General features: G+C 66.0%; 21 protein-coding genes. 10 read left to right on the plus strand and 11 right to left on the minus strand.

Annotated elements, in window-relative coordinates; all coding sequences use genetic code 11:
• The 4 genes from QRO91_RS03745 to QRO91_RS03760 form a co-directional block, all read left to right on the plus strand.
• The coding region (locus QRO91_RS03745) for a LysR substrate-binding domain-containing protein (protein ID WP_285310264.1) at positions 1 to 677 on the plus strand (677 nt) is incomplete at its 5' end.
• Positions 674 to 1,135, plus strand: a complete 462-nt coding sequence (locus QRO91_RS03750; protein ID WP_005409769.1) for a helix-turn-helix domain-containing protein — start codon at positions 674 to 676, stop codon at positions 1,133 to 1,135. The genes QRO91_RS03745 and QRO91_RS03750, both read left to right, overlap by 4 nt.
• Before the next feature lie 10 nt (positions 1,136 to 1,145).
• Positions 1,146 to 1,571: a VOC family protein gene (locus QRO91_RS03755; RefSeq protein WP_049430432.1), complete on the plus strand. Its 426-nt coding sequence runs from the start codon at positions 1,146 to 1,148 to the stop codon at positions 1,569 to 1,571.
• Entirely contained in the window at positions 1,568 to 1,798 is a 231-nt protein-coding gene (locus QRO91_RS03760) for a hypothetical protein (protein ID WP_049430431.1), read from the plus strand. Before QRO91_RS03755 ends, QRO91_RS03760 begins: the two co-directional genes overlap by 4 nt.
• A 7-nt stretch (positions 1,799 to 1,805) precedes the next feature.
• On the opposite strand, the gene QRO91_RS03765 is transcribed toward QRO91_RS03760, so the two are convergent.
• Positions 1,806 to 2,501, minus strand: a complete 696-nt coding sequence (locus QRO91_RS03765) for an HAD family phosphatase (protein WP_049430430.1) — start codon at positions 2,499 to 2,501, stop codon at positions 1,806 to 1,808.
• Between the two features lie 104 nt (positions 2,502 to 2,605).
• Positions 2,606 to 3,346: a DNA/RNA non-specific endonuclease gene (locus tag QRO91_RS03770; protein WP_049430429.1), complete on the minus strand. Its 741-nt coding sequence runs from the start codon at positions 3,344 to 3,346 to the stop codon at positions 2,606 to 2,608.
• A 798-nt stretch (positions 3,347 to 4,144) separates the two neighbouring features.
• Here QRO91_RS03770 and QRO91_RS03775 point away from each other — a divergent pair.
• Positions 4,145 to 5,719 (plus strand): alpha/beta fold hydrolase, encoded by a 1,575-nt coding sequence (locus tag QRO91_RS03775; RefSeq protein WP_197650068.1) that lies wholly within the window; start codon positions 4,145 to 4,147, stop codon positions 5,717 to 5,719.
• A 60-nt stretch (positions 5,720 to 5,779) separates the two neighbouring features.
• Here the strand turns inward: QRO91_RS03775 and QRO91_RS03780 are convergent, their stop codons facing one another.
• Complete coding sequence (locus QRO91_RS03780) at positions 5,780 to 5,962, minus strand: hypothetical protein (protein WP_049430425.1); 183 nt, start codon at positions 5,960 to 5,962, stop codon at positions 5,780 to 5,782.
• Positions 5,963 to 6,155: 193 nt separating this feature from the next.
• Between QRO91_RS03780 and QRO91_RS03785 the strand changes: the two genes are divergently transcribed.
• Positions 6,156 to 7,607 carry a S41 family peptidase gene (locus QRO91_RS03785; RefSeq protein ID WP_100443843.1) on the plus strand — a complete coding sequence of 484 codons (1,452 nt, stop codon included), beginning with the start codon at positions 6,156 to 6,158 and terminating at the stop codon, positions 7,605 to 7,607.
• Positions 7,608 to 7,665: 58 nt separating this feature from the next.
• On the opposite strand, the gene QRO91_RS03790 is transcribed toward QRO91_RS03785, so the two are convergent.
• From QRO91_RS03790 to QRO91_RS03820, 7 genes are all read right to left on the minus strand, one after another.
• Positions 7,666 to 8,595, minus strand: a complete 930-nt coding sequence (locus QRO91_RS03790; protein WP_197650067.1) for a DUF6708 domain-containing protein — start codon at positions 8,593 to 8,595, stop codon at positions 7,666 to 7,668.
• Positions 8,596 to 8,657: 62 nt separating this feature from the next.
• The gene (locus QRO91_RS03795) at positions 8,658 to 9,677 is read right to left on the minus strand and encodes a sugar kinase (RefSeq protein WP_197650066.1); all 1,020 of its coding nucleotides are present in this window, start codon (positions 9,675 to 9,677) and stop codon (positions 8,658 to 8,660) included.
• Between the two features lie 10 nt (positions 9,678 to 9,687).
• Positions 9,688 to 10,875, minus strand: coding sequence for a GDSL-type esterase/lipase family protein (locus tag QRO91_RS03800; RefSeq protein ID WP_197650065.1), 1,188 nt, complete (start codon positions 10,873 to 10,875; stop codon positions 9,688 to 9,690).
• 21 nt (positions 10,876 to 10,896) lie between these two features.
• Positions 10,897 to 11,649, minus strand: a complete 753-nt coding sequence (locus tag QRO91_RS03805; protein WP_049430416.1) for an SDR family NAD(P)-dependent oxidoreductase — start codon at positions 11,647 to 11,649, stop codon at positions 10,897 to 10,899.
• A 46-nt stretch (positions 11,650 to 11,695) separates the two neighbouring features.
• Positions 11,696 to 13,000, minus strand: a complete 1,305-nt coding sequence (locus tag QRO91_RS03810; RefSeq protein WP_197650064.1) for an MFS transporter — start codon at positions 12,998 to 13,000, stop codon at positions 11,696 to 11,698.
• Entirely contained in the window at positions 12,997 to 15,225 is a 2,229-nt protein-coding gene (locus QRO91_RS03815) for an oligoalginate lyase (protein WP_285310265.1), read from the minus strand. The genes QRO91_RS03810 and QRO91_RS03815 overlap by 4 nt, the downstream gene beginning before the upstream one ends.
• Positions 15,222 to 16,661, minus strand: a complete 1,440-nt coding sequence (locus QRO91_RS03820; protein ID WP_285310266.1) for a polysaccharide lyase 6 family protein — start codon at positions 16,659 to 16,661, stop codon at positions 15,222 to 15,224. The genes QRO91_RS03815 and QRO91_RS03820 overlap by 4 nt, the downstream gene beginning before the upstream one ends.
• 241 nt (positions 16,662 to 16,902) lie before the next feature.
• Here QRO91_RS03820 and QRO91_RS03825 point away from each other — a divergent pair, with 241 nt between their 5' ends.
• The 3 genes from QRO91_RS03825 (at position 16,903) to QRO91_RS03835 (ending at position 21,310) form a co-directional block, all read left to right on the plus strand.
• Positions 16,903 to 19,794 (plus strand): TonB-dependent receptor, encoded by a 2,892-nt coding sequence (locus QRO91_RS03825; RefSeq protein WP_197650062.1) that lies wholly within the window; start codon positions 16,903 to 16,905, stop codon positions 19,792 to 19,794.
• Between the two features lie 102 nt (positions 19,795 to 19,896).
• Positions 19,897 to 20,640 (plus strand): FadR/GntR family transcriptional regulator, encoded by a 744-nt coding sequence (locus QRO91_RS03830; protein WP_197650061.1) that lies wholly within the window; start codon positions 19,897 to 19,899, stop codon positions 20,638 to 20,640.
• A 178-nt stretch (positions 20,641 to 20,818) separates the two neighbouring features.
• The gene (locus QRO91_RS03835; protein WP_197650060.1) at positions 20,819 to 21,310 is read left to right on the plus strand and encodes a hypothetical protein; all 492 of its coding nucleotides are present in this window, start codon (positions 20,819 to 20,821) and stop codon (positions 21,308 to 21,310) included.
• A 127-nt stretch (positions 21,311 to 21,437) separates the two neighbouring features.
• On the opposite strand, the gene QRO91_RS03840 is transcribed toward QRO91_RS03835, so the two are convergent.
• The gene (locus QRO91_RS03840) at positions 21,438 to 23,084 is read right to left on the minus strand and encodes a fatty acid--CoA ligase (protein ID WP_197650059.1); all 1,647 of its coding nucleotides are present in this window, start codon (positions 23,082 to 23,084) and stop codon (positions 21,438 to 21,440) included.
• Positions 23,085 to 23,212: 128 nt separating this feature from the next.
• Here QRO91_RS03840 and QRO91_RS03845 point away from each other — a divergent pair, with 128 nt between their 5' ends.
• A complete protein-coding gene (locus QRO91_RS03845) occupies positions 23,213 to 23,887 on the plus strand; it encodes a response regulator transcription factor (RefSeq protein WP_197650058.1) in 675 nt (224 codons plus the stop codon).
• The last annotated feature ends 1 nt before the right edge of the window (position 23,888 follow it).

Raw genomic sequence — 23,888 nt, forward strand, 5'->3', positions numbered from 1 at the left:
CCAGCTTCATGCGCGCCGCTGACAGGGATGCGGCGCGACTGCGCCTGTCCGTGCTGCCGACGCTGGGCACCAGTTGGCTGACGCCGCGGCTGGGCACGTTCCGCGCCCGCCACCGGCAATTCGTGCTGGAACTGGACCTGTCGGCAGCGCCGCAGGATCTGGCCGCCGGCCACTTCGACGCCGCCATCCGCAATGGCCAGGGCGAATGGCCGGGTCTTCAGGCAACTCCCTTGTTTCCCAGCGTGTTCACACCGTTGTGTGCGCCGGCGCTGCTGCACGAGGCGCGTGGGCTGGGCAGCAGCGCGCTGGAGATTCCCCTGCTCGGGCGGCCGGACTGGTGGGCCCTGTGGTTTGCCGCGCACGGGCACCATCCACCGCCGGCACCGGAGAGTTTCGTCGCGCCCTTTGCCGTCGAGCATCTGGATGTCGGCGCCGCGATCGCCGGGCAAGGCATCGCCCTTGGTTCGCCGATCCTGTTCCAGGCCGAGCTGGACAGCGGGCGGCTGGTGCAGGCGCATCCGGGCGTGGCCAGCGACGGTCGCGGCTTCTGGTTCGTGGCACCCACGGCGCGAGGTGGCAGTGCCAAGGTCATTGCATTCCGTGACTGGCTGGTCGAGCAGGCCGCCGAGGCGCGGCACGCAGCCCGCCATTACCTGGCCCGGGCGGTAATGCCATGAACCAGAGCCCTGAACTGCTGCGGCGCCTGCTGCGTGCCAAGGACCGGATGGATCGGGCCAGCCATGAGGAATGGCCCGTCGCGCGCCTGGCCGAGGTCAGTGCGGTGTCGCCGGCGCACTTCGCCCGCTCGTTCAAGCAGGCCTTCGGGCTGCCACCGCACCGCTATCTCCTCAGCCGGCGCATCGAACGGGCCGTGGCGATGTTGCGTGACACCGAGTTGCCGGTCACCGAAATTGCCGCGCAGACAGGGTGGAGCAGCCTGGGTACCTTCGGCCGCATCTTCCGTGACATCACCGGTGACAGCCCGGGCAATGTGCGTGAGCGTGAGCGTGCGGGTCAGGCGGCGTCGGCCAGCGTGCCGGAATGCCATGCACGCGCCGCGCAGCGCCCGGACCTGAAGATCGCAGTTTTGGAGAAGCGCCGCCGCGAGGCGGTTGCTAACGTGGACCCTACCTGAGGGAGGTCCCATGACGAACACTGTGAACACGGTCGGCCTGTATGTGCGCGACCAGGATGAGGCGCTGGCGTTCTACGTCGGCAAGCTCGGTTTCGAAGTGCATACCGACGTGCGCAATGGCAGCTACCGCTGGCTGACGGTACGCAGCCCGGGCCAGGACGGTTTCCAGCTGGGCCTGTTCGTGCCGGGCCCGCCCACCCACGATGCGGCCACCGCGCTTTCGCTGCAGCAGCTGGTAGCCAAGGGCGCAATGCCGCCCCTGGTGCTGGCGGTCGATGACTGCCAGGCACGCTACACGCAATGGCTGGCACAGGGCGTTGAATTCACCCAGCAGCCGATCGAGCGCTATGGCGCCGTCGACGCCGGATTCCGCGACCCATCGGGCAATGGCTGGAAGATGATCGAAGCCCGTTCCGAAGCGAGGCGCCGGCAATGAGCCGCGGTGGCTGGGCACGGCCCGTGCATCGTTGGACCTCGATCGTGTTCACCCTGGCGGTGATCGCCAACTTCGCCGTACGTGGGCTGGGCCAGGGCGAACCGGCGGCGTGGATCACCTATTCGCCGTTGCCGCCCTTGTTCCTGCAGCTGTTCACCGGGTTGTACCTGTTCGTGCTGCACTACAACGGCAGGTGCCGCAGCGCCGGGCAGGGCACTGCGGGTTGACGCTGGGTCAGGCGGCAGCGTCGGCGGCGTAGGCCGCCAGCAGCGCGGGAAGGTCTTCCATGCGCTGGAAGATCACCTGGGCACCGGCTGCGCGCAGCGCCTCGGGCGTGCTGTGGTGCGGGCCGCCCTCGCTGAAGCCGAACACGGTGGCGCCTGCCGCCACACCGGCGGTCGCACCGGTCACGGTGTCTTCGATGACCGCGCAGCGCTTCGGATCCACGCCCAGCGCGGCAGCGGCCGCCAGGTAGACGTCCGGGTGCGGCTTGGTGTTGGGCATGTCCTGGCCGCTGTAGACGTGGTCGCCGAAGGCATCGAGGATGCCGACCTTGCCCAGCTGCAGCTGCACCTTGTGCAGATCGGCGCCGGAAGCGCAGGCAATCCGCCCTTCGGTCGCAACTGCGATCGCACGCACCGCTTCCGGCGCGCCCTGGATCGCCTGCAGGTCACGCTCCAGGGCGATGTTGCGCTGCTGGCGGAATTCCTCCAGCCATTCCTCGGTGAACGGCTTGCCGGTGCGTTCTTCGATCAGTCCGGCCAGGTGGGCAACGGATTGGCCAAGGAAGACTTCCCCCGCCTGCGCTGGAGTCAATGGCCAGCCACGTTCGGTCAGCATCTCGGAGAGGACGCGGGCGACCAGTGGCTCGGAATCGACCAGTACGCCGTCGCAGTCGAACAGCACGGCATCGAAGGGGAAATGGGACATCTACAGCTCCAGAGGGCAATGCGGTGGTGCAATTGCCCGCCATTTTCCCACAGCCATCCTTGCGTGGCACCCGGACCGGGTGCCACCCATTCCCGGCAGGCCGGTCAGCCCAGGTCACACCCCGCCGGCTGGGGCCAGGTGGTGGCCGGCAGCATGTTCTTCAGCGAGGCAGGTGCGTTGATCGCCACGTAGCTGGCACCCAGCAGCTCCTCCAGATCGGCGATGGTCACCAGGTAGCTGTCCAGGCTGCCCAGGTTCGCTTCATTGGGGATGATCCAGCTGATCGCCTTGGCCGTGCCGGTGTTCGGATCGCGGGTGATGATCGTCTTCCAGAAGAACTCCGGCGTCGGGATGCCGTGGCTGGAAAGGAAATAGTCGTTGGCGGCGTCGCCGTAGACCACGCCACCGTAGACATCCACCGGCGCGATGTCGCGATAGCACTCGGCCACGTTCTCGGCCTTCACCCAGATGCCCTGGTTGAAGCTGGACACCTGCGGGACGATGTTGGTCATGTAGTTGGCGCGGCGGATGTACGTCGCGTTGTAGTCCATGTGGTTGGACGTCACCAGATGGCCCCGGTCATAGCCGGACTTGATGCTGGCGTAGGAGGCGGTGCTGGTCTGCCCGAGGCAGCCGGCCGGCAGGTCCGGGTCCTTGTAGAAGCTGGACGGCCGCGCGGCCGAACCAGTGTCTGCGGTCAGGGTGTATTCGTAGCGGGTGGCGCTGTGGATGCTGCAATCGTAGGTAAGCACGAAGCCGCCCTTGTTGAGGGTGACGACCTGGGCCTGGGCAGCGCCGGCGAAGGCACTGAGGACGAGCGCGAAGAAGAAGCTTGCAAGGCGCATTGCGGTTCTCCAGCAGAAGTTCAGGGCGCAGCCGTCCGCCACGGCCTGGCAGGGCGAGGTCATGGGGAGACGGTGCGGAGTGGGTGCAGCGGATTGCGGTGGGACGTGGCCGCGTTGTTGGGCTGTGGAGGCCCTGCGGTGTCGTAAGCGTCACAAGCTGTCGTCTTTCGGTCAACGACGAAAAGACGAAGCTGTGACCGCGCGCAAGCACTGGAGAGGTGTCAGATCACACGGCACGTGGGTGACATACGCGGGTGCTAGGGCGTTGTAGCGCAGGCGGTGTACGACTCGATATCCTGCGCAGCAGGACCGGGAGCCATGGGATCGGGCAAGGCGAATGATCAACAGTGAACTGCTTGCAGGGGTCGCTGCTGCCGCCCTGATCGGGATTGCAATCGTGGCCGCGCTGCGTCGACAGAGACGCCCGCCACATCGCAGTTTCAAGTGTGGGCGCTGCGGCAACGCCGCCCTCCATGACGAACGTACCCGTGGCGCCTGGCGCGCCGGCAAGCAGCGCTTCTACTGCAGCGCCTGTCATGCCGCCTGGCTGCGATCGCATCCACAGACTTCCGCGCCGCACCGCGGGGCGTCCGGATGCCTGGGCGTCGTTGGCACACTTGCATTGATGCCACTTGCAGGCCTGGTGGCGTGGGTGATCCACCGCGCCTGAATGTGATCGTGCATCGATCCAACCGGGCGCCGGGTTCGAAAGCGTCATGCTGCGTCGCAAGGTGCCACCCACCATTCGCACTGGTACGGTCCGACCCGTTGCACCACCACCGACGGGGAGAGACCACGATGCGCAAGGTAGTGCTGCTGTTGATCCTGCTGACCGGGCTGGCGCCCACCGCTTGGGCGGCCACGGTCAAGACCACCCATCGCACCATTCCCAGCTGGGATGGAACGCCTCTCGGGGCCTTCGTCATCGAACCGCAGGACGCGGGCAGCGGACGGCATCCGCTGCTGGTGATGCCCAGCAGCTGGGCCGTGCCCAGCGTGGAGTACGTGGGCGTGGCGCAGTCACTGGCCCGGCGCGGCTATGTAGTCATCAGCTACAGTTCGCGTGGCTTCTGGGAGTCCGGCGGCAGCATCGACATCGCCGGGCCGGCCACGGTCGAGGATGTCAGTGCGCTGATTGACTGGGCGCTGGACAACACCCGGGCCGATCCCACCCGTGTTGGCGTCTCGGGCATCTCGTACGGCGCCGGCACCAGCCTGCTGGCCGCGGCGCGCGACCCGCGCATCAAGGCGGTGGCGGCACTGAGTGGCTGGGCCGACCTGCAGGCCTCGCTGTACAGCAACGATACCCCCAGCGCACAGGGCATCGCGCTGCTGGTGGCCGCCGGCCTGGCCACTGGCCGTCCGGGAACGGAACTGGCCACCATCAACCGCAATGTGCTGGTGGGCAACTACCAGGGTGCTGTGGACTCACTGTTGCCTGTGGCGGCGCAGCGCAGCCCCGGGGCCAGCATCGATGAGATCAACGCCAACCAGCCGGCGGTGTTCCTGGCCAACGCCTTCAACGACAGCCTGTTCCCGCCGGGCCAGCTGGTGGACTTCTTCAACCGCCTGAAGGGCCCCAAGCAGCTGCAGCTGCGCCATGGCGACCACGCGCTCAACGAAGCCTTTGGCGCACTGGGCATTCCCAACGAGGTCTACGACGCGGTTGGCGACTGGTTCGACCACTACCTCAAGGGTGAAGCCAATGGCATCGACCGGCAGCCTGCGGTGCAGCTGAAGTCGCAGAAGGGCAGCTGGAGCACGTATCCGAACTGGCAGGCGACCAATGCCGGCGCCATCAGCTATGCGCTGACCGCACCTAAAGGGCTGCTGCTGCCCACCGGCGGCCTGGGAGAGAGCGGAAGCAGTACCGGCTGGAACTACCGTATCGGTAGTGGCCTGCTGACCGCTGCCAATTCGGGCGTGGCGATGGCCTCCGGCGCGCTGCAGATGATCAATCTGCCGCCAGGCGCCTATGTTCCGTTCGTGGGCCGCAACGCGGCCGGCGTCTGGCAGGGGCCGGTCCAGTGGAGTGCGCGACGCCTGGACGGCGCGCCGGAGGTGCGCCTGACCGTCACGCCCAGCCGCGCCGACACCACGCTGTATGCCTATCTGTACGCCGAGGATGTGCTGGGCAACGGCCAGCTGATCAGCCACAAGCCGTACACGCTGCGCGGCGCCACGCCGGGCCAGCCGAAGACGCTGGACCTGCGCCTGGAAGCGAGCAGCTGGAACATTCCGGCTGGCAGCCGCCTGACCCTGGTGGTTGATACGGTGGATCTGCGCTATTCCGGCATCAGCCAGTTGGGCGGCACGGTGACCTTCAGTTCACCAGCCAACGCGCCTTCGGTGCTGAAGGTGCCGTTGCATTGAGGCCAGAAGCCAGGGCCGTCGCCCGATGCCAAGTCGAGCGGCGGCTGTTTCCTGATGGGGTCAGTTGCTGCGCGCCCGGGCGGCCGCCGCGTTCGCGCGATTGATGCGATCCAGTCTTTCCTGTTTTTCGTATGCGTCCTTGGCGTCCATCACGCCACTGGCAGCATGCAACCACCCGCTGGTGGTGCACCCGGAAAGCAGAAGAGTGCAGGCGAGAGCAGAGGCGGCGAGGGTGACTTTCATCTGGATTCCTTGAGGCAACGGTCGCTCCCACGGATCTGAGCGCCTACGCGCATCGGGCGGGAGCGTCGCAAGGCTACTTCACGATGGCTTAACTTTGTGCGACCGACTGACTGGATTTATTTGTATGTTCAATTGGTTGGCGCCCATTTCCTGGCGTGGACAGCAGGCCGGATACGTTTCACGGGAGTCGCGGATGTCTGCAACGACGATGCTGGTCGCGGTACTGCTCGGTACCTCCGCAACGGTAGTCCCGCCCATCGATTGGCCTGACGTGCTGCAGAAGGATCTGGATGCAGCCGACGCGGCCATGCGCGGCAGCCATCCGGGCGCCGTGGATCTGCGGAATCCTGGTTTCGGCGCGCAGCTGGATGAAGCATTGGCCCTTGCGCGCTCGCGCACGGATCGGGTCTCCAGCTACCAGGGTTACTGGTGGGCGATGAAGGGCTATGCGGCGTCCTTCAACGATGGGCATGTCAGCCTCAACGCACTTCCCGGCGCGCCCGTGCTTCCAGCGCAGTGGCCCGGGTTCCTGACCGGTTTCGACGGCGATGCGCAGGTGGTCATGACCGTGGGCGGTGGTCCGGGCCACCCGCCGCTGGGGGCTCGATTGCTGTCCTGTGACGGCATCGATGCGCAGACGCTGGCTGCGCGCCGGGTGGGTGACTTCAGTGGGCGCTGGAACCTGCAGGCCAGCCGCATCCAGGGTGGCGGCGAAGTGCTGCTGGAGCAGGGCAATCCGTTCGTGCCAAGGTTACGCAGCTGCATTTTCCGTGTGAATGGTCGAGAGCAGGCCCATTCGCTACGTTGGACGCCAATCGATCCGGCAGCCCGGAAGGAACGCCTGGCCGATACCCGTCGCAGCTTCCGCCCGGCCAATGGCTGGCACATCATGCCCGACGGCGGCTACTGGATCACCACCAGCAGCTTCAATGCCGACCCTACGGAGCAGAACTTCAAGGAACTGACCGCGCTGCTCGAGCAGCTTGCTCCAAAAGCCGAAGCGCTGCAGCGGGCACCGTCGGTCGTGCTGGATGTACGTGGCAACAGTGGCGGTGCTTCGCAATGGAGCATCGAACTGGCGCGATTGATCTGGGGCCGTGCCGCCGTGGACGGGCTGTCCGATCCCAGCTGGGTGGAGTGGCGGACCTCCGAGGCCAACATTGCCCAGTTGCGCAGCTTCCTGCAGAAGCTGGTGCGGGCGTCCGACGCATCGCCAGAGCTGCGTCGCATGCTGGAATCGGTGACGACGGGCATGGCACAGGCACGCGGCCGGGGTGAGGCAGTGTGGCGCGAGCCATCCGATACCAGGGCAGATACAGCATCAACCGCAGGCCCGGCAGCACCGCTGCGCAAGGGCAGGGTGGTGGTCGTGGCCGATGCGTCCTGCGGCTCGGCCTGCCTCGATGCACTCGATCTGTGGAAACGGCTGGGCGCGATGCAGGTCGGCGTCGAGACTTCGGCCGACAGCCTCTACATGGATGTCAGGCCGGAGCGGCTGCCGAGCGGACTGGCCAGGATTTCCGTACCGATGAAGGTTTTCCGAGGCCGGGTGCGCGGTTCCAATGAACCGCATGCTCCGGATCGTCGCTTTGACGGCGACATGCGGGACACACGCGCACTGGAAGCGTGGCTGCTGGCGCTGTGAGGACGCGCCTGCCCATGACACGGAATTCCCACGTGCTGTTGCCGGACGCAACGCTGGGTCAGCGCAGGTCCGGTGGATTCTTCGAAGCGTCGCGGACACAGGGATCACCGGCGTCCGGTGTCAGGCGCGCCTCGATGTCTGGTGGAAACCGCGGAATCCTGCTGGTCTGCATCACCACCCAGCGCATGATCGTGTGCAGGTAGTTGAGTGGCAGCATCGTGAGCCACATGAAACCCGGGAGCTGCGCGTCTTCGGCGAAGATGCGCTCCTTGCCGGACGCGAAGCTCTCGCGCTTGCCGTCCAGCGGCATGCAGTAGCGCACCGCGTCCACGACGGCTGCCGGTCCTTCTTCCATGTAGCGCCGCAGGAACTCCCAGTGGGCATGTGCGTTCTCGATGCGAGAGGTCGCGATGCAGAACGCGAACGTCTCCCGTACTGTGACGCCATCCGCGTCCAGGATCAGTCCGCGTACATCCCAGTTGTACCATCCGAAGGTTCCGGTTCCGCGGCCAAGCGTGAAATAGACCTGGTCCCAGGGCACGCTGAGGGTGGTGCCATCCAGCCCGAACACGTGTATCTGCCGGTGCTTGCGATCGAGCGCGATCGGATAGTAGGTCCAGCGGAACAACTCGAGGCAGGCCACCCAGATGCTCGCTGCAGTGAAGGCGGCCAGCATCGCCATGCCGATGAATATCGCCTCCCACAGGCCATTTTCGTTGGGTAGCCTGTTCACGATCAGCAACCAGAGCAGCATCAGCACGCCGCCCAGCCCGAAGGCAATGCCGATCGCGCCCAGCAGGGCTGCAAAGCCACGCGCGGCGAACCAGCGATCCACCGAAACCAGGCAGTTCGAATTCATCTTCACCACGCACAGATGCGCCAACGGCACGACATCCAACCGCTTCTTCTGCAGCAGGCGGTGCTCGCGATCAAACGCATTCAGCGGGCGGTTGTTGGGAAACTTGCGCGTGTATCCGGTGTAATCCATGGGCGATCCCTGCGCGATTCCAGCGCCCGTTGGATTCTAGCGGGATTCTCCTGGGGGGGGGATCAGCGACGAACGTCGAACGGATGGCTCTCCATCAGTGCCCGGACTTCAGCTTCGCGGGCAGGGCTGAAGTCGCCGGGAATGGCGTGCTTCAACGCGCCCGCGGCCAGTCCGAAGCGGACGGTGCTTTCTGCGTCTAGACCGGACAGCAATCCGTGCAGGACGCCGGCGGCAAAGGCATCGCCACCGCCGATGCGATCAACGATGCCGGGCAGCGGCCTCGGAGCGGCCTGCGCGCGGGTTTCATCGCGTCCCAGCAGCAGCGCACCGAGCACGTGATGGTCGGCGCTGATCACCTCGCGCTGGGTGCAGGCCAGCCACCGCAGGTGCGGGAACGCAGAAAAGGCAGCGGCCGCAGCGGCCTCGGTTCGAGCGACCGCATCGTCCTGCGGGAAGCGCAGCCCCAGCACCAGTTCGATGTCCCGATGATCGGCAAAGAGAATGTCGGTCTCGGCGAACAGCTCGCGCAGGATCGGCGCTGCATCGCCATCCCAGCGTTGCCACAATGAGGGACGGTAATTACCGTCGAACGACACCTGCACACCGGCCGCGCGAGCCGCACGCACGGCACCCAGCACCGACTCGGCCACGTTGGCGCCCAGCGCCGGGCTGACGCCCGAAACATGCAGCAGGTGCGCGCCGGAAAGCAGGGCGGGCCACGCATGATCTTCGGCGCTGCTGTTTGCGAATGCAGAACCGGCGCGGTCATACACCACTTCACTGGCGCGCTGCACCGCACCGGTCGCCAGGAAGTACAGGCCCATGCGGTGACCCTCCACTTCACGCACGCCGGCCACGCGCACGCCATGCCGCCGCAGCTCGGCCACGGCGTGCCGGCCCAGCGCGCTAGCGGGTACCGTGCTGACCATCTGCACATCGTGGCCCAGGCAGGCCAGCGAGACCGCCACATTGGCCTCGGCGCCTCCCACATGAACCTGCAGCTGCGGCGTCTGCAGCAGCAGTTCACGACCGGGGGCGCCCAGGCGCAGCAGCAACTCACCGAAACAAACGACGCGGCTCATCGGTTCTCTCTCACTCGGAGGTGGTGCAGCCCAGCATGCGCATATCGATGGCATCGGCCATGCGCCGGTAGCCTTCGTCGTTGGGATGCAGATGGTCGCGGGTGATCTCGTTGGGCAACGACTCGGCGCCCTTCGGGTCACGCAGCGCGGCATCGAAATCGATGATGCCGTCGAAGCCGCTGTTGCCGCCGCGTGCCCACTGGTTGATCGCGGTGCGGGTGGCTGCGGACACGGGCTCGTAGCGCTCGGAACCGCCGAACGGGGTCAACGTACCCAGCCAGGCGCGGATGCCGTGCGCATGCAGCCGCGCCGCAACCTGCTGATAGCCCAGCAGCATGTCCGCCGCATTGCGTCCAGGCAGCGGCTGCGCGCCACCACCGTGGCGGATGTCATTGATGCCTTCGAACAGGATCACCTGATCGGCATCAGCCACCGCGATCACATCGCGATCCAATCGTGACAGCGCACTGTGGCTGCGGCCATGGTCAAGCAATTTGTTGCCGCTGATGCCCTGGTTGAGCACCACGAAGCGGTTGGGGCAGGCCTGCTGCAGGCGCTGCGCCAACCGCTCCGGCCACTGGTTGAAGGTGCCGCGACGTGCGGTGGCGCCTTCGGTGATGGAATCGCCCAGCGCCACGATTACCTGGGGACGATCATCACGCTGCACCATCACTGCCGAGAACACGTTCTGCTGGTAGCTCAGCCGCACGCTGTCGGCAACGGTTGCCTGCCTGCCGTCCGCTACCCGCAGCTCGGTGCGGCGCACGGCGGGACGGGTGGGCTGCGGGAAATAGGCACTCACGCTGATTTCCTGCAGCGCCGCCACCGGCATCCGCACCGGGTCGCTCAGAAGCGCGGCCCCGACCGGCACCTCGATGACCGCGCGGCCGTCCACCGTTACCGGCAGTGGCGCGGCCTTGCTGTTCTTCATTCCCACGCGCAGGTCCTCGACGCGCAGGGGCGCCGTGCCGAGTTCGTTGCTGATGCGCAGCCGCAGCGCATCGCCACGGCTGCCAATGCGCATGTCCTGGCGCACGGTCTGTGCGGCGAACTGTACCGGCGCATCGGACGTTCCGTCCTTGCGGTCGGGCGCGGGCGCGGCCGTCCAGGCAGTGACCCACACGGGTGCGGCCCACGCAGCGGGCGCCGTCATGGCGGAGCAGAGCATCAATGAAAACAGAAGTGTCCAGCGCTGCATGGGCAGGAGTCCGGTCAGGTGTCAGGAGAAGTAAGTGCCGCCGTTGACGTCCAGATTCGCGCCGGTGATGAACGCGGCCGCATCCGAGGCCAGGAACACCGCAGCGTCGGCAGCTTCGTCCGGCGCCCCCTGGCGGCGCAACGGGGTGGCGCCGGCAACGGCCGTGCGTACTTCCGGCTTGGTGAATTCGTCGTGGAAGCGGGTGGCGATCATGCCGCAGCACAGCGCGTTCACGCGGATGCCCTTCGGCCCCAGCTCCTTGGCCATGGCGCGGGTGAAGGTCATCACCGCCGCCTTGGCGGTGGCGTAGATCGATGCGCCCGGGCCGCCGCCATCACGGCCTGCCTGCGAGGCGAAGTTGACGATGGCCGCGCCTTCGCGCATGTGCGGCACCACTGCGTGGGTGGTGAGGTAGGTCGAGGTCAGGTTCAGGTCCATCACGGTGTGGAAGAACACCGGGTCGATGTCGGCCAGCGGCCGGCGCTGCACCATGCCACCGGCCACGTTCACCAACAGGTCGATGCGCTCGCCGAACGCGGCCTGTGCCGCAGCGACCAGGCCGGCGACGGCCGTGGCGTCGGTGACGTCGGCGCGATGCACGATGGCCTGGCCACCGGCCGCATGGATCTGTGCCAGCGTTTCCTGGGCACTGGCCTCATCATTGGCGTAGTTGATGCAGACGCGTGCGCCGGCGGCAGCCAGCTTGATCGAAACGGCGCGACCGATATCGCGGCCACCGCCGGTGACAATGGCCACCTTGTCCTGGAACGACATGCGGAAAACTCCTTGGTTTGCGCGGGAATTGAAGAGAGATGCAGGCTCAACCGCCGCGGCGGTCGAGCTTGTGGATAGGCCCGGTCCACCACCACAGCGCAGCAAGCGACAGCGGCACCAGCGCGGCAACGAGGATGAAGATCGGGGCGTAGGAGTGGCGGGTCAGCACCGGCACCAGCCAAGTGGTGATCAAGGTGCCGGCTACTGCGGCCAGGCCCCCCAGGCCCGCCAGCGTGCCCACCGAGCGGCCGTCGAACAGATCGCCGGGAAGGGTCTGGATGTTGCCGATGGCCACCTGGAAGCCGAACAGCACCGCAGCGATTGCCAGCACCGCCAGCAGCGGCTGGTTGGCCAGCACGGCACCCAGCAGGGCAGGAGCCATGACCACGCAGCCCAGCGTTATGGACAGCTTGCGGGCGCGGTCCAAGCTGTGCCCGGCGTGGATCATCCGCCCGGAGAGCCAGCCGCCGCTGAGGCTGCCCAGCATCGCGCCGACAAACGGCACCCAGGCGAACAGGCCGATCTGCTTGATGTCGAAGCCGAAGGTTTCAGCCAGGTAGATCGGCAGCCAGGACACGAACAGCCACCAGATCGGGTCCAGCAGGAAGCGGCAGGCGAGCATGCCCCAGCTCTGCCGGTGGGCCAGCAGCTCACGAACGCTGGCCTTCGGCGCCACCACCGCCTTTTGCCCGGCCTGGTCTTCCTGGATCAGCCGGCGCTCGGCATCGCTCACCCACGGATGCTTGTCCGGGCCGGCGCGGTAGACAAACAGCCACGGCAGCAGCCACAGGAAACCGATTGCACCGACCAGCACGAAGGTGCCGCGCCAGCCCAGCCACAAGTAGAGGCCGGCGATGGCCGGTGCGGAGACGATCGCCCCGATCGACGCACCTGCGTTGAACACGCCCTGCGCCAATGCGCGCTCGCGCGCCGGGAACCACTCGGCATTGGCCTTCACCGCGCCCGGCCACGCGCCTGCTTCGCTGATGCCGAGCATCGCCCGCACCAGGCCGAAGGACAGCATCGAATGGGTGACCGAATGCAGGGCGATGGAGATCGACCACACGCTGATCGACAACGCGAAACCCAGGCGCGTGCCGATCATGTCGAACAACCGCCCGAACAGGAACTGGCCGGCGGCGTAGAACAGCATGAACACCGTCACCAGCAGGGCGTAGTCATCCTTGGTCGCCCCCACTTCCTTGGCGATTTCCGGCCACATCACCGCCAGTGCATTGCGGTCGATGTAGTTGATGACCGTGGCCACGGCAATCAGGCCCACGATCAGCCAGCGCACTGCTGAACGCACCGGCACCTTGCGCAGCTGGGCCACCACCGCAGGGCCGTTCATTTTGCGTCACCCTTGCTGCGGTCCATGCGCGCGTGGCTGCCGCTCCAGCGGTAGGCATGGCCGTCCACGGTCACGCTGTGCTCGCCCTTGGCGCTGCTGTCATCGGACACGCCCAGCGCGATGCGCGCTCCACTGGCAAGGCGCAGTTCGATCACCTCGGCATCGCTGCCGCGGGTGCACACGATGTCCTTGATGCGGCTGTCGGCGCCGTGCACGTACTCGGCGGTGCCGTTGTACTCGCCATGCGGCTCCAGCACGCTGAAGAAGGTCACGTCCTTCTGGCCTTCCACGCGTTGCAGCAGGGCCGGCTCGCGGCGCAGGTTGAACTCCGGATCGTTGGCGCCGCTTTCCACCAGCAGCGCCTGTGCAGGCGCACTGCTGCCGAAGCGGTAGGTGTAGAAGCGCCCATCCAGCAGCCAGGCCAGCGAACGCGGCGCGCTGCCGGGTTTGCTGCGTGCATCCAGCCACAGGTGCTGGTAGCCGTTGTCCTTGCCCAGCACCGGGCGCTGGGCGGGGAAGTGTTCGGCCTCGAAGCCGGTGGTGACGATGTGGCCATTGAAGTGCAGCGGCAGGTCGTAGCGCGCGGCCTTGTCCCCGTGCACCTTCAGCAGGTCCAGCACCACCGGCAGGCCCAGGTCGGGGTGGCGCAGCAGCGCCTGGGTGCGGGTGAATACCACGCCGGGATAGGCATCGCTCATCGTTGCCGAGGCAATCTGGGTATCGGCATCGGCCTGGAAGAAGCGCACCTGCGGGGCGTGCTCCTCGCCGCGCTTCCAGTCACCCTTGAAGTGGCTCTGCTCGTCCACCACCAGGGTGTTGTGGGCCACGGTCTGTTTGGCCCAGCTGCGGTTCTCCGGCAGGTAGATGCCACCGCGCTTGGCTTCCACGTTGAGGAAGCGTGCTGCACCGTAGTCGGTCACCACCGGATTGCCGTTGTCGTAGAACAGCCAGTTGAGCTTATCGAAGTGGCCATGGCCCATGCCCTGCATCGTGTCCTTCTGCACCAGTGCCTGGCCGCGTTCGCCGTTCATGCGCAGGATCGCTAGGGCGCCGCGTTCGCCGTCGGGGCCATCGCGCAGCAACATCGGCCGGTAGTCGAAGGGCCTGGCCTTGTTCGCGGCCAGTGCCTGCGCCACCTGCAGGCCGTCGGGTGACAACAGCAGGCGTTTCTGCTGCTGGGCCACCGACAGCAGGCGGTCATCGCCGGTGCGCGCATAGGCGATGCCGATGCCGGTCACCAGTTCTTCGGTGTCGATGCCCTTGTCCAGGATGGCGTCGTTGATCGGGAAGAACAGGCCGTTGTAGCTGGACTGCACCAGCACATCCACGGCCTTCAACAGCACGCCGTCGCGGCGCGCGAATATCTTCCGCTGCGGTTCGTTGCGTTCGATGGCATTGGCGAAAAGCAGGAACGGCGCCAGTGCGTAGCGCTGGTAGTAGGGGCCTTCCTCGTAGTAACCATCGGGCGAGAACAGCAGGTCGATCTGCCGCAGGAAGCCGAACCGGTCATCTTTCTGGCTGCCCCGCAGGGACTTCTCCACGAGTTCCTGGTCGCGCAGCACGTAGCCGGTCATGCCGGTGGCGGCCACCGCCCAGGTGGCGTGGTTGTGGATCTGGTCGTAGTTCTTCGGCTCGCTGACGAGGAACTCGGCCATCGGCCGGAACACCTTCGATTCGATGGTGTCGCGGTCCCCGATGGACAGTGCGTCACGGATCGCGTCGTAGCCCTGGATGGCGTTGACCAGCCATACCGAATCGTTGAGCACCTGCCAGAACACGCGCCCGGGGATCTGCCCACGGCCTTCCGGGTGCGGGCCCAGCGCCGGGTAGAGCTGGGCATACTGCAGCAGCATGTCGCGCGCATAGTCCACGTAGGCCCTGTCGCCGGTCAGCCGGTACAGCGTGCCCGCCGCCAGCAGCGCCTGGTAGTTGCGCTTGTGCTGTTCATGGGTGCGGCCGCCGCCCTTGTCCTTGGGTACCGGCACGTCGATACCGGCCTTCATCATCTTCTTCAGCGTCGCCTCGGTGCGCGCCTGCTCCTTGGCGAACCACGGGTAGCGGCGCCCTTCGCTGGCCATCTGCTGCCACTGCGCAGCGGTGACCAGCACCGGCGCGGCCTCGGCCTGTCGCACGGCAGCAGCGGGGGCTGCGAACAGCGATGCGCTCGGCAGCAGGGCGAAGGGGGCGGCCAAGGCCAGGGAAACGAACAGCGGCTGCAACCTCATCGATCAACTCCATTGCGGGTGCGTGACAGGGCAACTTCGCCCACCTTGGGATACCAGTCGACGCCGATCGCCTCGCGCGCGGTCATCGCCAGGGCAGGATCGGCACCCACGGCGGGCAGGGCAGGCGTGGCCACCCACAATCCGCTGGCAGCCTGCTGCAGGCTGACGGCTCGGCTCTCTACGCCTCCCGGGAACACGGTGCTGGCTGCCGGCGACTGCACGTTGCCGCTGAAGCCGATGCCGGCCAGCGAACTGGCGGTATTGGGCGGGTTGCTGCTAGTGCGGTTGACGATCAGGTTGCCAGTGAAGCGGCTGTTGTTGGCGGCAACCACGATGCCCTTGGTTTCATCATGGCCGACACCGAAACTGATTTTCGCCACGTCCACGAAGGTGTTGCGGCTGATCGTGGCATTCACCACCGGCGCATAGCCGGACAGCGGCGGACTGGCCTGCGCATCCATCACCGCCAGTGCCGAACGGTTGCTGGACCCGGCCAGCCGTTCAAAGTAGTTGTTGCTGACGGTCTGGTCGGCGTTGATGATGCGTACGCCGCCGGTGCCGGCCTTGTCGTCGCCGAGGAAGACATTGTCGATCACCCGGTTGCCATTGCCGTGGCGCAGGGTCAGCGCGCCGGCCGAACGATAGAACACGTTGCTGCGGTAGGTATTGCCGCCAGACTTGTTGGAGACGATTTCGGTCTCGCCGTCGCAGCCTTCGAACCAGTTGTTCTCCACCGTGCTGTTGGAATTGCTCAGTGAGGTGTCACTGGTGCCGACGCGGATCGTTTCACCGCCGTTGACGCCCAGCGCTGGGCGTGGGCCGAACCAGTTGTGGTCGATGCGGTGCTGGTTGTCCAGGCCCTGGGTGGCATCGCGCACCACCACCACGGTCGGTCCGGCGTTGGTCTTGCCGCGCAACTGGCTGTGATCCAACCGGTTGTTGCTGCCATACAGCGATACCCAGTAGTCCTGGTCGCTGGCATCCGGGTTGGTGTAGTCATCGATCACCAGGCCGGTGACGCGACTGTTGCTGGCGACGGCCTTGCTCGACTCGCGGAACGCGACCACTGCATCACCCGGCGTATAGCCGTTGCGGAACACCAGGTTGGACACCTGCAGGTAGTTCCCCGCCAGGCGCAGGTCCGAGCGCCCGCTGAGGACGACCTTGCCGGCGGTCTGCGCGCGCAGCACGATCGGCGCGGCTGCCGTGCCCTGGGCCTTCAGCAGCAACCGGGCGTCGGTCCAGATGCCGTCAGCCAACACGATCTCATCGCCGGGCTGCAGCGCCGAGACGGCGGTAGCGAACTCAGCGACATCGTGGACGAGCCAGCTGGCTGCACTTGCTGCTGAAGTGGTCAGGCACATGGCCAGACCAGTGGCCAGGCAAAATAGTGATGAATTGTTGTGCGGGTGACGCGCCAGCGAGTGAATGCGCATGAAATCCTTCCAGGGACGGCCCGGCCGTCGTTTCAGGGTGGGTCTGCATACCACTTTCGGGCCTGTTGTAAGCCAGCTTTCGCGCAAAGTCATGCTGCAGAAGCACATTAAATTGCGATCAACTGGTATGGATAAAAGGCATTTGCGCAGTGACATACCAATTGGTTGACATTGTCATGTCGACGTGCCGAAGCTGCGTCCCACGCCTGGCATGCAGGCGATCCTTTGGGAGGAGGAAACCATGCGGCGACCCGCCGGAGCAGTGCACAGCATCTCGTTGTCCCCCACACCCCTGATCGTGGCGCTGCTCGCCGTGCTGGCGGGCCTGCCCACGGCCCAGGCGCAATCCAGCAGGGACGCGGCAGGGCAGGATCCCACCACGCTGGACCAGGTGCAGGTCACCGGCATCCGCGAGTCGATGCAGAGTTCGATCAACAAGAAGCGCGACGACACGGTCATTGCTGACGTGCTCTCGGCCGATGACATCGGCGATCTGCCGGCGCCCTCGCTGGCCGACGCGATCGAAACCCTGACCGGCGCCGCTTCGACCCGCGACAAGACCGGGGCCTCGGAAATTTCCATCCGTGGCCTGGGCGCCTTCCTCAGCAGCACCAACTTCAACGGTCGCGAGATCACCAACGGCAGCGGCGACCGCTCGGTGAACTTCAACATGTTCCCCGCCGAGCTGATCAATACGGTCGCCATCTACAAGACCCAGCGCGCCGACATCATCGAAGGCGGCGTGGCCGGCACCATCGGCCTGGAAACGGTGCGCCCACTGGAGTACGGCAAGCGGGCGGCGCAGATCGATCTGCGTGGCAGCTGGGCCGAGTATGACAAGAAGTACCGCGACGACGACGGCATCGGCTACCGCGGCACCGCCAGCTACATCGACCAGTTCGAATTCGGCAACGGACAGAAGCTGGGCATTTCGCTGGGTTTCCAGCGCCTGGACGGTACTGATCCGGAAGAGAGCATCACCAGCGGTTCCACCTGGTATGCCTGCGATGGCACGCAGAACGTGGGCAATGCCAACTGCAATGAAGTGTCCGCGCAGGCCATCGCCAACGGCGCGCCGTACTACCTGGTGCCAAGCAGCCGCATCTACCGGCTCAAGCAGGAGCGCAACGACCGCCAGAGCGAGTTCGCCGCACTGCAGTGGCGGCCCAATGACGTGGTTGAAGTGAATCTCGACTTCGAACACACCGAGCGCAACTGGTACGAGAACCGCAGCGATCTGAGCCTGTCCAACGCACGTCGCGGCATCACCCAGCGCGACGTGGACGCAGAGGGCATCGTGCGCCACCTGCATGGCAGCACCTCGATCGACTCCACCTCCAACCGCTACTGGCGTGGCGAGGAATACACCGGGGGTGGCCTGAACCTGATCCTGCGACCGACCCCGGCCTGGGAGCTGTCCACCGATCTTTCGTACTCGCACACCAATCGCCTCGATAGCGAGCGCATGACCCGCCTGCGCGCGAACCAGCGCGACGTCAACAATGCCGCCGTGCCCGGCATCAGCAGTGGTGCCACCGGCTACGTGGACTATGACTGGGACTGGCACGGCGAAGTGCCCAGTGTTGCGCTGGCGCCGAACTTCGACCCCACCAACTGGGACGCCTACACCGGGGCGGCGCGGGTGACCTCAAGCGCAACGGAGAACGACCACAGGATCAAGGCCGGCCGCTTCGATGCCAGTTTCATGCCCGAGTCCGGTTTCTTCAGCCGCATCAAGGGCAGCGTGCGCGCCAGCCAGGCCGACTACCGCCTGCGCGACAACACCCTGGTCACCGACTACGACCAGCGCGTGGCGGCCGACAAGGCGAAGATCATCGCCGCCAACCAGGCCTGCCGCGCACCGTTCCCCCAGGATGACTTCATGGATGCCGCCAGCGGCAACACGATCTCCTCGTGGGCGTACTTCGATCCGGACTGCCTGTACCGGTCGTTCCGCGGCAGCCTCGACAGCGGCCTGGATCCGGGTTTCCAGGATCCGAACAATGTCGACATCACCGAGAAGACACGCGCGCTCTATCTGATGGGTGAGTTCAGCAGCAGCCTGTTCGGCTTGCCGGTGACCGGCAACCTTGGCCTGCGCTGGGTCAAGACCGATGTTCGCTCCGAAGGCGTGCGTACCGGCCTGCGTATCGAGGACAACGGTGACGGGACGATCCGCCTGCAACCCACCGGCGAGTACAGCACGCAGGTGTTCAAGGCGGGCAACGACAAGCTGCTGCCCAGCCTCAACGCGGCTTTTGAACTGCGCCCGGACGTGTTGCTGCGGGTGGGTGCATATCGCGCGATGTCACGGCCGGACATCGCCGCGCTGGGTGCCGGGCGCACCATCAACGTGAGCAGTGATGCCACCTACGGCAATCTGGCCGACGCGCTGGATGACATCAGCGCCAGTGGCAACCCGGCGGCACAGCCGCTGATGTCCTGGAACGGCGACCTTTCCCTGGAGTGGTACCCGAACCCGGACACGATGCTGGCCGGCGCGGTGTACTGGAAGCAGTTCAACGGCGGCACCGCCATCGCGCTGGTGCCTGAAACCTACACCATCGACGGCCGGAGCGTGACCGTGCCGGTGCGGCAGCAGGTGACCACCGACGAGGACAGCACGCTGACCGGCTTCGAGCTGACCGCCACCCATCGACTGTCGTACCTGCTCAAGCCGTTCGACGGGCTGGGCTTCAAGGTCAGCTACAACTACGCCGATGCCGACTACCAGACCCAGGACTCGCGACTGGGCGAGCAGCTGGCCAGTGACGGCACGATCATTCCGGCCATCGTGCCGCCGGCGGGTCTCAGCGGCTTCTCACGGCACGTGCTGTCCGGCTCGATCTACTGGGACGTCGGGCGCTTCAACATCCAGGCCATCGGCAAGTTCCGCTCGCACTACTACCAGGACTTCACCGGCAACACCGCGCAGCAGAACCGCTACTACGATGACAACACCAGCGTGGACCTGCGCCTGCGCTACCGGGTGAACAAGCAGTTGTCGCTGTCGCTGGAGCTGATGAACCTGACCAACGAGCCGCGCGTGGCCTACCAGCCGCTTTATGGCAACTTCCGCGAAGTGGTGACCTACGGGCGGCGTGCGTATTTCGGTGTACGATACAAGTTCTGAACAGGGCGGCGCGGCCACTGGTCGCGCCGTCGCTCCAACCGGACCCTTGCCGGCCGCGGTGGCAGGGCAGGGACCCGGAAGGAATCGCCAAGGGTCAGCCGCATGTCCGCCAACCGCCTTTACCAGACCATCGCTGCCAAGCTCCGCAAGCTGATCGAGGACGGCGAATTCCCGCCGGGCTCGCGCTTGCCAGGTGAGCGTGAGCTGGCCGAGCGGTTCGGTGTCAGCCGGGTGACCATCCGCGAGGCTGAAATTGCCCTGGAGGCCCAGGGCTGGATCGCGATCCGCATTGGCTCGGGCGTGCATGTGAAGCCGCGCCCGACGCAGGTTCCGGGTGGACTGCCGGATGTCAGTGCGTTCGACCTTACCGCTGCGCGCGCGGTATTCGAGGCCGAGGCCGCCGCTCTGGCGGCAAGCAATCTGGATGATGCCGGCATTGCCGAGCTGCAGGCGCTGGCCGAAGCGCTGTGCCGTCGCGACCTGAGCGACGCGGAAGCCGGCGAGTACGACCGCCGTTTCCACCTGGCCATCGCACGGCTTTCCGGCAATCCGGTGGTGGAATTCTTCGTGCAGCAGATCTGGCGCATGCGCAGCGAACTGCCGCGGGTGACCGAGGTCTATGCCCGGGTCTGCCATGATGATGGCGCCAGCCGCGCCGACGAGCACATGGCCATCTTCGAAGCATTGCGCGCACGTGATCCGGTGGCCGCACGCAATGCCATGCGCCATCACTTCCAGCGCCTGTTCGAAGCCATGCTGCAGGCGACCGAAAGCCAGGCGCTGGAGGAGATCCGTCGCCGCACGCAGCAGGACCGCGAACGGTTCATGGCCACGACGCGGATCTGAGTGCCGCGTTCAACACAATCGGCGCTGCGACCTTCAGCAGGGCAGATCGCGCTCGACGCCTGATGGATATGAGAAATGGGCATGACTGCGGCGATGCCCAGCGTGTCCGCAATGCCTACACTGCCCCCGGGTCATACACGGCCCGTTGAGAAAGCTGCATACACACAAGGAGCAGGGTATGAAGTTCTCGCTGTTGGGCGCGGCGCTGCCATTGGTGCTGGCACTGAGTGGAGTCCCCCGGGGAAGCGTCAATGCAGGACCGATCGCGGGCACCGCGACCGCCACTGTGGTTGCGAAGGCCACGTACGCGTCGGATTCGCTGGAGGCCGGCTACATCGTCGATTGGATCAAACGGAATTCGCCCGCCTACGCGCCGGCGTTGCAGACGGGTGAACTGGCCATCTCGCACAGCTATCAGTCTGCTGGCAGTCTCAAGCTGGCCGGTGCGGCGGGCCCGCCTGTTCCATTGCCTGCGCGTGGCGTGGAGGGCGAGGTCATCTCGATCTCCAATACCTTGCCGAGCGGCGCTTCCGAGTCGTGGACATACCGGTGGTCGAGCGGGGCGTGGAAGCTGATCAAGTACAGCTTTGATGCATGCCAGGGCCCCGCCAGCATCGGTGCGAAGGGATCCGACACGGCGATCGCTGCAAAGGGACCCTGCATCGACTGAGGGCGACCTGTGCTGGCAGAACAGCGCTGAGTCTGCTGCAGGAGAGTGGTGCCCCGGGAGATCATGGTCCCGGGGCGCCACTTCATACCTTGCCGTGCGAACATTGACCTCGGCGATCAGGCGGAGATCACCCACGGCCCGAGTCAGTCGCTGGGTCATGCAACCCACGCAGCTTCTTCTTGTTGATCTTACCCACGCTGGTGCGCTCGATCGCATCCACGAAATTGACCCGCTCCGGAATCGCATAGCGTGAGATATCCCCGGCGCGGCTGCGTGCTGCGACCAGTTCGATGATCTCCGCTTCGGCCACATGTTTTCCCGGCTTCCTGACCACCAGCGGCAATGGCCGCTCACCCCATTTCGTATCGGCGATACCGATCACCGCGACCTCGCTGACTGCCGGGTGCAGCGCGATGATGTCTTCCAGCGCAAGCGAGGAGATCCACTCGCCGCCGGTCTTGATCACATCCTTGCTGCGATCGGTGACACGCAGGTAGCCACCTACGTCGATGTTGCCGATGTCTCCGGTGTGCAGGTAACCGCCCGCCCACAGCGTTGCCGAAGCCTCGGGATCGTGCAGGTAGCCCTGGGTCAGCCAAGGTGCACGCGCCACCACTTCGCCGGTGGCGACGCCATCGTGGACGACATCACCCATGTCCGGGTCGACGATGCGCAGATCCACCAGCGGCACCGGCAGCCCGGCCTTGGTCCGCAGTGACAGCACCTCATCGGCATCGGTCACGGTATCCACGTCGATCTGGGCGATGGTGAGCAACGGGCAGGTCTCGGACATGCCATAGCCGCCGAAGATGTCGATGCCCCGTGCCAATGCACGCTGCGCGAGCGCACGGGGCAGGGCGGCGCCGCCGATGATCACCTTCCAGCCCTGCAGATCGGCCTGCGCAGCGTCCGGGTGCTCCAGCAGCATGTGCAGGATGGTCGGCACGCAGTGCGAGAAGGTCACCTTCTCGCGGGCGATCAGTGCCAGCAGGTTGGCGGGGAGATAGCGGCCCGGGTAGACCTGCTTGATGCCCATCAGCGTGGCCACGTAGGGCAGGCCCCACGCGTGCACATGGAACATCGGGGTGATCGGCATGTAGACGTCGTCGCGGTGCAGCCGTCCCTGGCTGGGCGCACTGCCGAGGGCAGCCATCCCCGCCAGTGAATGCAGGACCAGTTGCCGATGACTGAAGGAGACGCCCTTGGGCAAGCCGGTGGTGCCGGTGGTGTAGAACACTGTCGCGCGGGTGTTCTCGTCGAAATCAGGGTATTCACTGGCCGCTGCAGCGTCGCGCAGCCCGGCTTCGTACTCGGCGACGAAACCGGCTGGCAGCGGACCATGGGTATCTTCCATCAGGATGCGCGTGCGTAGATCGGGTAGCTGTCCGTCGATTCCATCCAACAGCGGCAGGAACTCGCGATTGACCAGCAGCACCCGTGCACCGCTGTGATTCAGTGTGTAGGCAATCTGCTCCGGTGCCAGGCGCACGTTCACCATCATCAGCACCGCACCGATCATTGGTACCGCGAAGTAGGCTTCCAGGTAGCGGTTGCTGTCCCAGTCCATGACCGCCACCGTATCGCCATGCTTCACGCCCAGCGAGGTCAGCAGCCCCGCCAGCTGGCCGATGCGGGCATGCAGGGTGCGGTAGTCGTAGCGGACCGTATCGCCGTAGACGATCTCCTGCCCGGGGGACACCGCCAGGGGTGTCAGCAGCAGTTGCTTGATCAACAGCGGATAGGCAGCGGCATCGGTAGCGGGGGCGGATGGCATGAGGGTTCCTCGTGGCAGCATGTCGGTGGCCGGTCTTCTCCTGGCCACACTAGCCATCCCTCCCGCCCGTACCAGCGTACCTAGGTACCTGTGCCCAGCCGCGGGCGATTTGCTAATCTCGCCTGGACATGCCGACCCTGCTCATCGCCGACGACCATCCCTTGTTCCGCGCGGCGCTGCATCGCGCGGCCGAAGAGGCGGTCGCCGACCTGCAGATCTGCGAAGCCGATTCGCTGGACAGCGTGCTCGATGCGCTTGAGGGGCAGTCGATCGACCTGATGCTGCTGGACCTGCACATGCCGGGCAACCACGGGCTTGCAGGCCTGGCGACCATTCGTGCGTTGCAGCCGGGGTTGGCGATCATCATCGTCTCGGCCAATGAGGAACCGCAGGTGATCCGGCGTGCCATCGACCTCGGTGCGGCCGGTTACCTGCCCAAGAGTTCGGGCCTGCACGAGCTGCAGGCAGCGCTGCAGTCGGTACTGGAGGGCGAACGCTGGATTCCGGCCCTGCTGCGGGAGCCAGTGGCGCGCGTGGCGCCGTTCAGCAGGGACGCCGACCTGGCCGTGCGCCTGGCCAGCCTTTCCGCGCACCAGTACAAGGTACTGGGCCTGGTGGCCGAAGGGCTGCTCAACAAGCAGATCGCCGACCGGCTCGGTGTGCAGCTGCGTACGGTCAAGGCACACATGACACGCATCATGGGGCGGCTGGGGGTGCGCAACCGCGCGCAGGCCATCCGCGTACTGCACGAAATGGGACTGGCCGATCCATCCCGGCAGATCGAAGAAGCGCCCGGGCCCTGAT

Origin of the sequence: Stenotrophomonas maltophilia group sp. Smal32 (genome assembly GCF_030237085.1) — a bacterium.
Classification (GTDB): domain Bacteria; phylum Pseudomonadota; class Gammaproteobacteria; order Xanthomonadales; family Xanthomonadaceae; genus Stenotrophomonas; species Stenotrophomonas maltophilia_Q.

What these genes read in the sequence shown, in the direction of transcription:
- QRO91_RS03750 (WP_005409769.1), top strand. Translation starts at nt 674, where the DNA reads ATGAACCAGAGCCCTGAACTGCTGCGGCGCCTGCTGCGTGCCAAGGAC.
- QRO91_RS03755 (WP_049430432.1), top strand. Translation starts at nt 1,146, where the DNA reads ATGACGAACACTGTGAACACGGTCGGCCTGTATGTGCGCGACCAGGAT.
- QRO91_RS03760 (WP_049430431.1), top strand. Translation starts at nt 1,568, where the DNA reads ATGAGCCGCGGTGGCTGGGCACGGCCCGTGCATCGTTGGACCTCGATC.
- QRO91_RS03765 (WP_049430430.1), bottom strand. Translation starts at nt 2,501, where the DNA reads ATGTCCCATTTCCCCTTCGATGCCGTGCTGTTCGACTGCGACGGCGTA.
- QRO91_RS03770 (WP_049430429.1), bottom strand. Translation starts at nt 3,346, where the DNA reads ATGCGCCTTGCAAGCTTCTTCTTCGCGCTCGTCCTCAGTGCCTTCGCC.
- QRO91_RS03775 (WP_197650068.1), top strand. Translation starts at nt 4,145, where the DNA reads ATGCGCAAGGTAGTGCTGCTGTTGATCCTGCTGACCGGGCTGGCGCCC.
- QRO91_RS03780 (WP_049430425.1), bottom strand. Translation starts at nt 5,962, where the DNA reads ATGAAAGTCACCCTCGCCGCCTCTGCTCTCGCCTGCACTCTTCTGCTT.
- QRO91_RS03785 (WP_100443843.1), top strand. Translation starts at nt 6,156, where the DNA reads ATGTCTGCAACGACGATGCTGGTCGCGGTACTGCTCGGTACCTCCGCA.
- QRO91_RS03790 (WP_197650067.1), bottom strand. Translation starts at nt 8,595, where the DNA reads ATGGATTACACCGGATACACGCGCAAGTTTCCCAACAACCGCCCGCTG.
- QRO91_RS03795 (WP_197650066.1), bottom strand. Translation starts at nt 9,677, where the DNA reads ATGAGCCGCGTCGTTTGTTTCGGTGAGTTGCTGCTGCGCCTGGGCGCC.
- QRO91_RS03800 (WP_197650065.1), bottom strand. Translation starts at nt 10,875, where the DNA reads ATGCAGCGCTGGACACTTCTGTTTTCATTGATGCTCTGCTCCGCCATG.
- QRO91_RS03805 (WP_049430416.1), bottom strand. Translation starts at nt 11,649, where the DNA reads ATGTCGTTCCAGGACAAGGTGGCCATTGTCACCGGCGGTGGCCGCGAT.
- QRO91_RS03810 (WP_197650064.1), bottom strand. Translation starts at nt 13,000, where the DNA reads ATGAACGGCCCTGCGGTGGTGGCCCAGCTGCGCAAGGTGCCGGTGCGT.
- QRO91_RS03815 (WP_285310265.1), bottom strand. Translation starts at nt 15,225, where the DNA reads ATGAGGTTGCAGCCGCTGTTCGTTTCCCTGGCCTTGGCCGCCCCCTTC.
- QRO91_RS03820 (WP_285310266.1), bottom strand. Translation starts at nt 16,661, where the DNA reads ATGCGCATTCACTCGCTGGCGCGTCACCCGCACAACAATTCATCACTA.
- QRO91_RS03825 (WP_197650062.1), top strand. Translation starts at nt 16,903, where the DNA reads ATGCGGCGACCCGCCGGAGCAGTGCACAGCATCTCGTTGTCCCCCACA.
- QRO91_RS03830 (WP_197650061.1), top strand. Translation starts at nt 19,897, where the DNA reads ATGTCCGCCAACCGCCTTTACCAGACCATCGCTGCCAAGCTCCGCAAG.
- QRO91_RS03835 (WP_197650060.1), top strand. Translation starts at nt 20,819, where the DNA reads ATGAAGTTCTCGCTGTTGGGCGCGGCGCTGCCATTGGTGCTGGCACTG.
- QRO91_RS03840 (WP_197650059.1), bottom strand. Translation starts at nt 23,084, where the DNA reads ATGCCATCCGCCCCCGCTACCGATGCCGCTGCCTATCCGCTGTTGATC.
- QRO91_RS03845 (WP_197650058.1), top strand. Translation starts at nt 23,213, where the DNA reads ATGCCGACCCTGCTCATCGCCGACGACCATCCCTTGTTCCGCGCGGCG.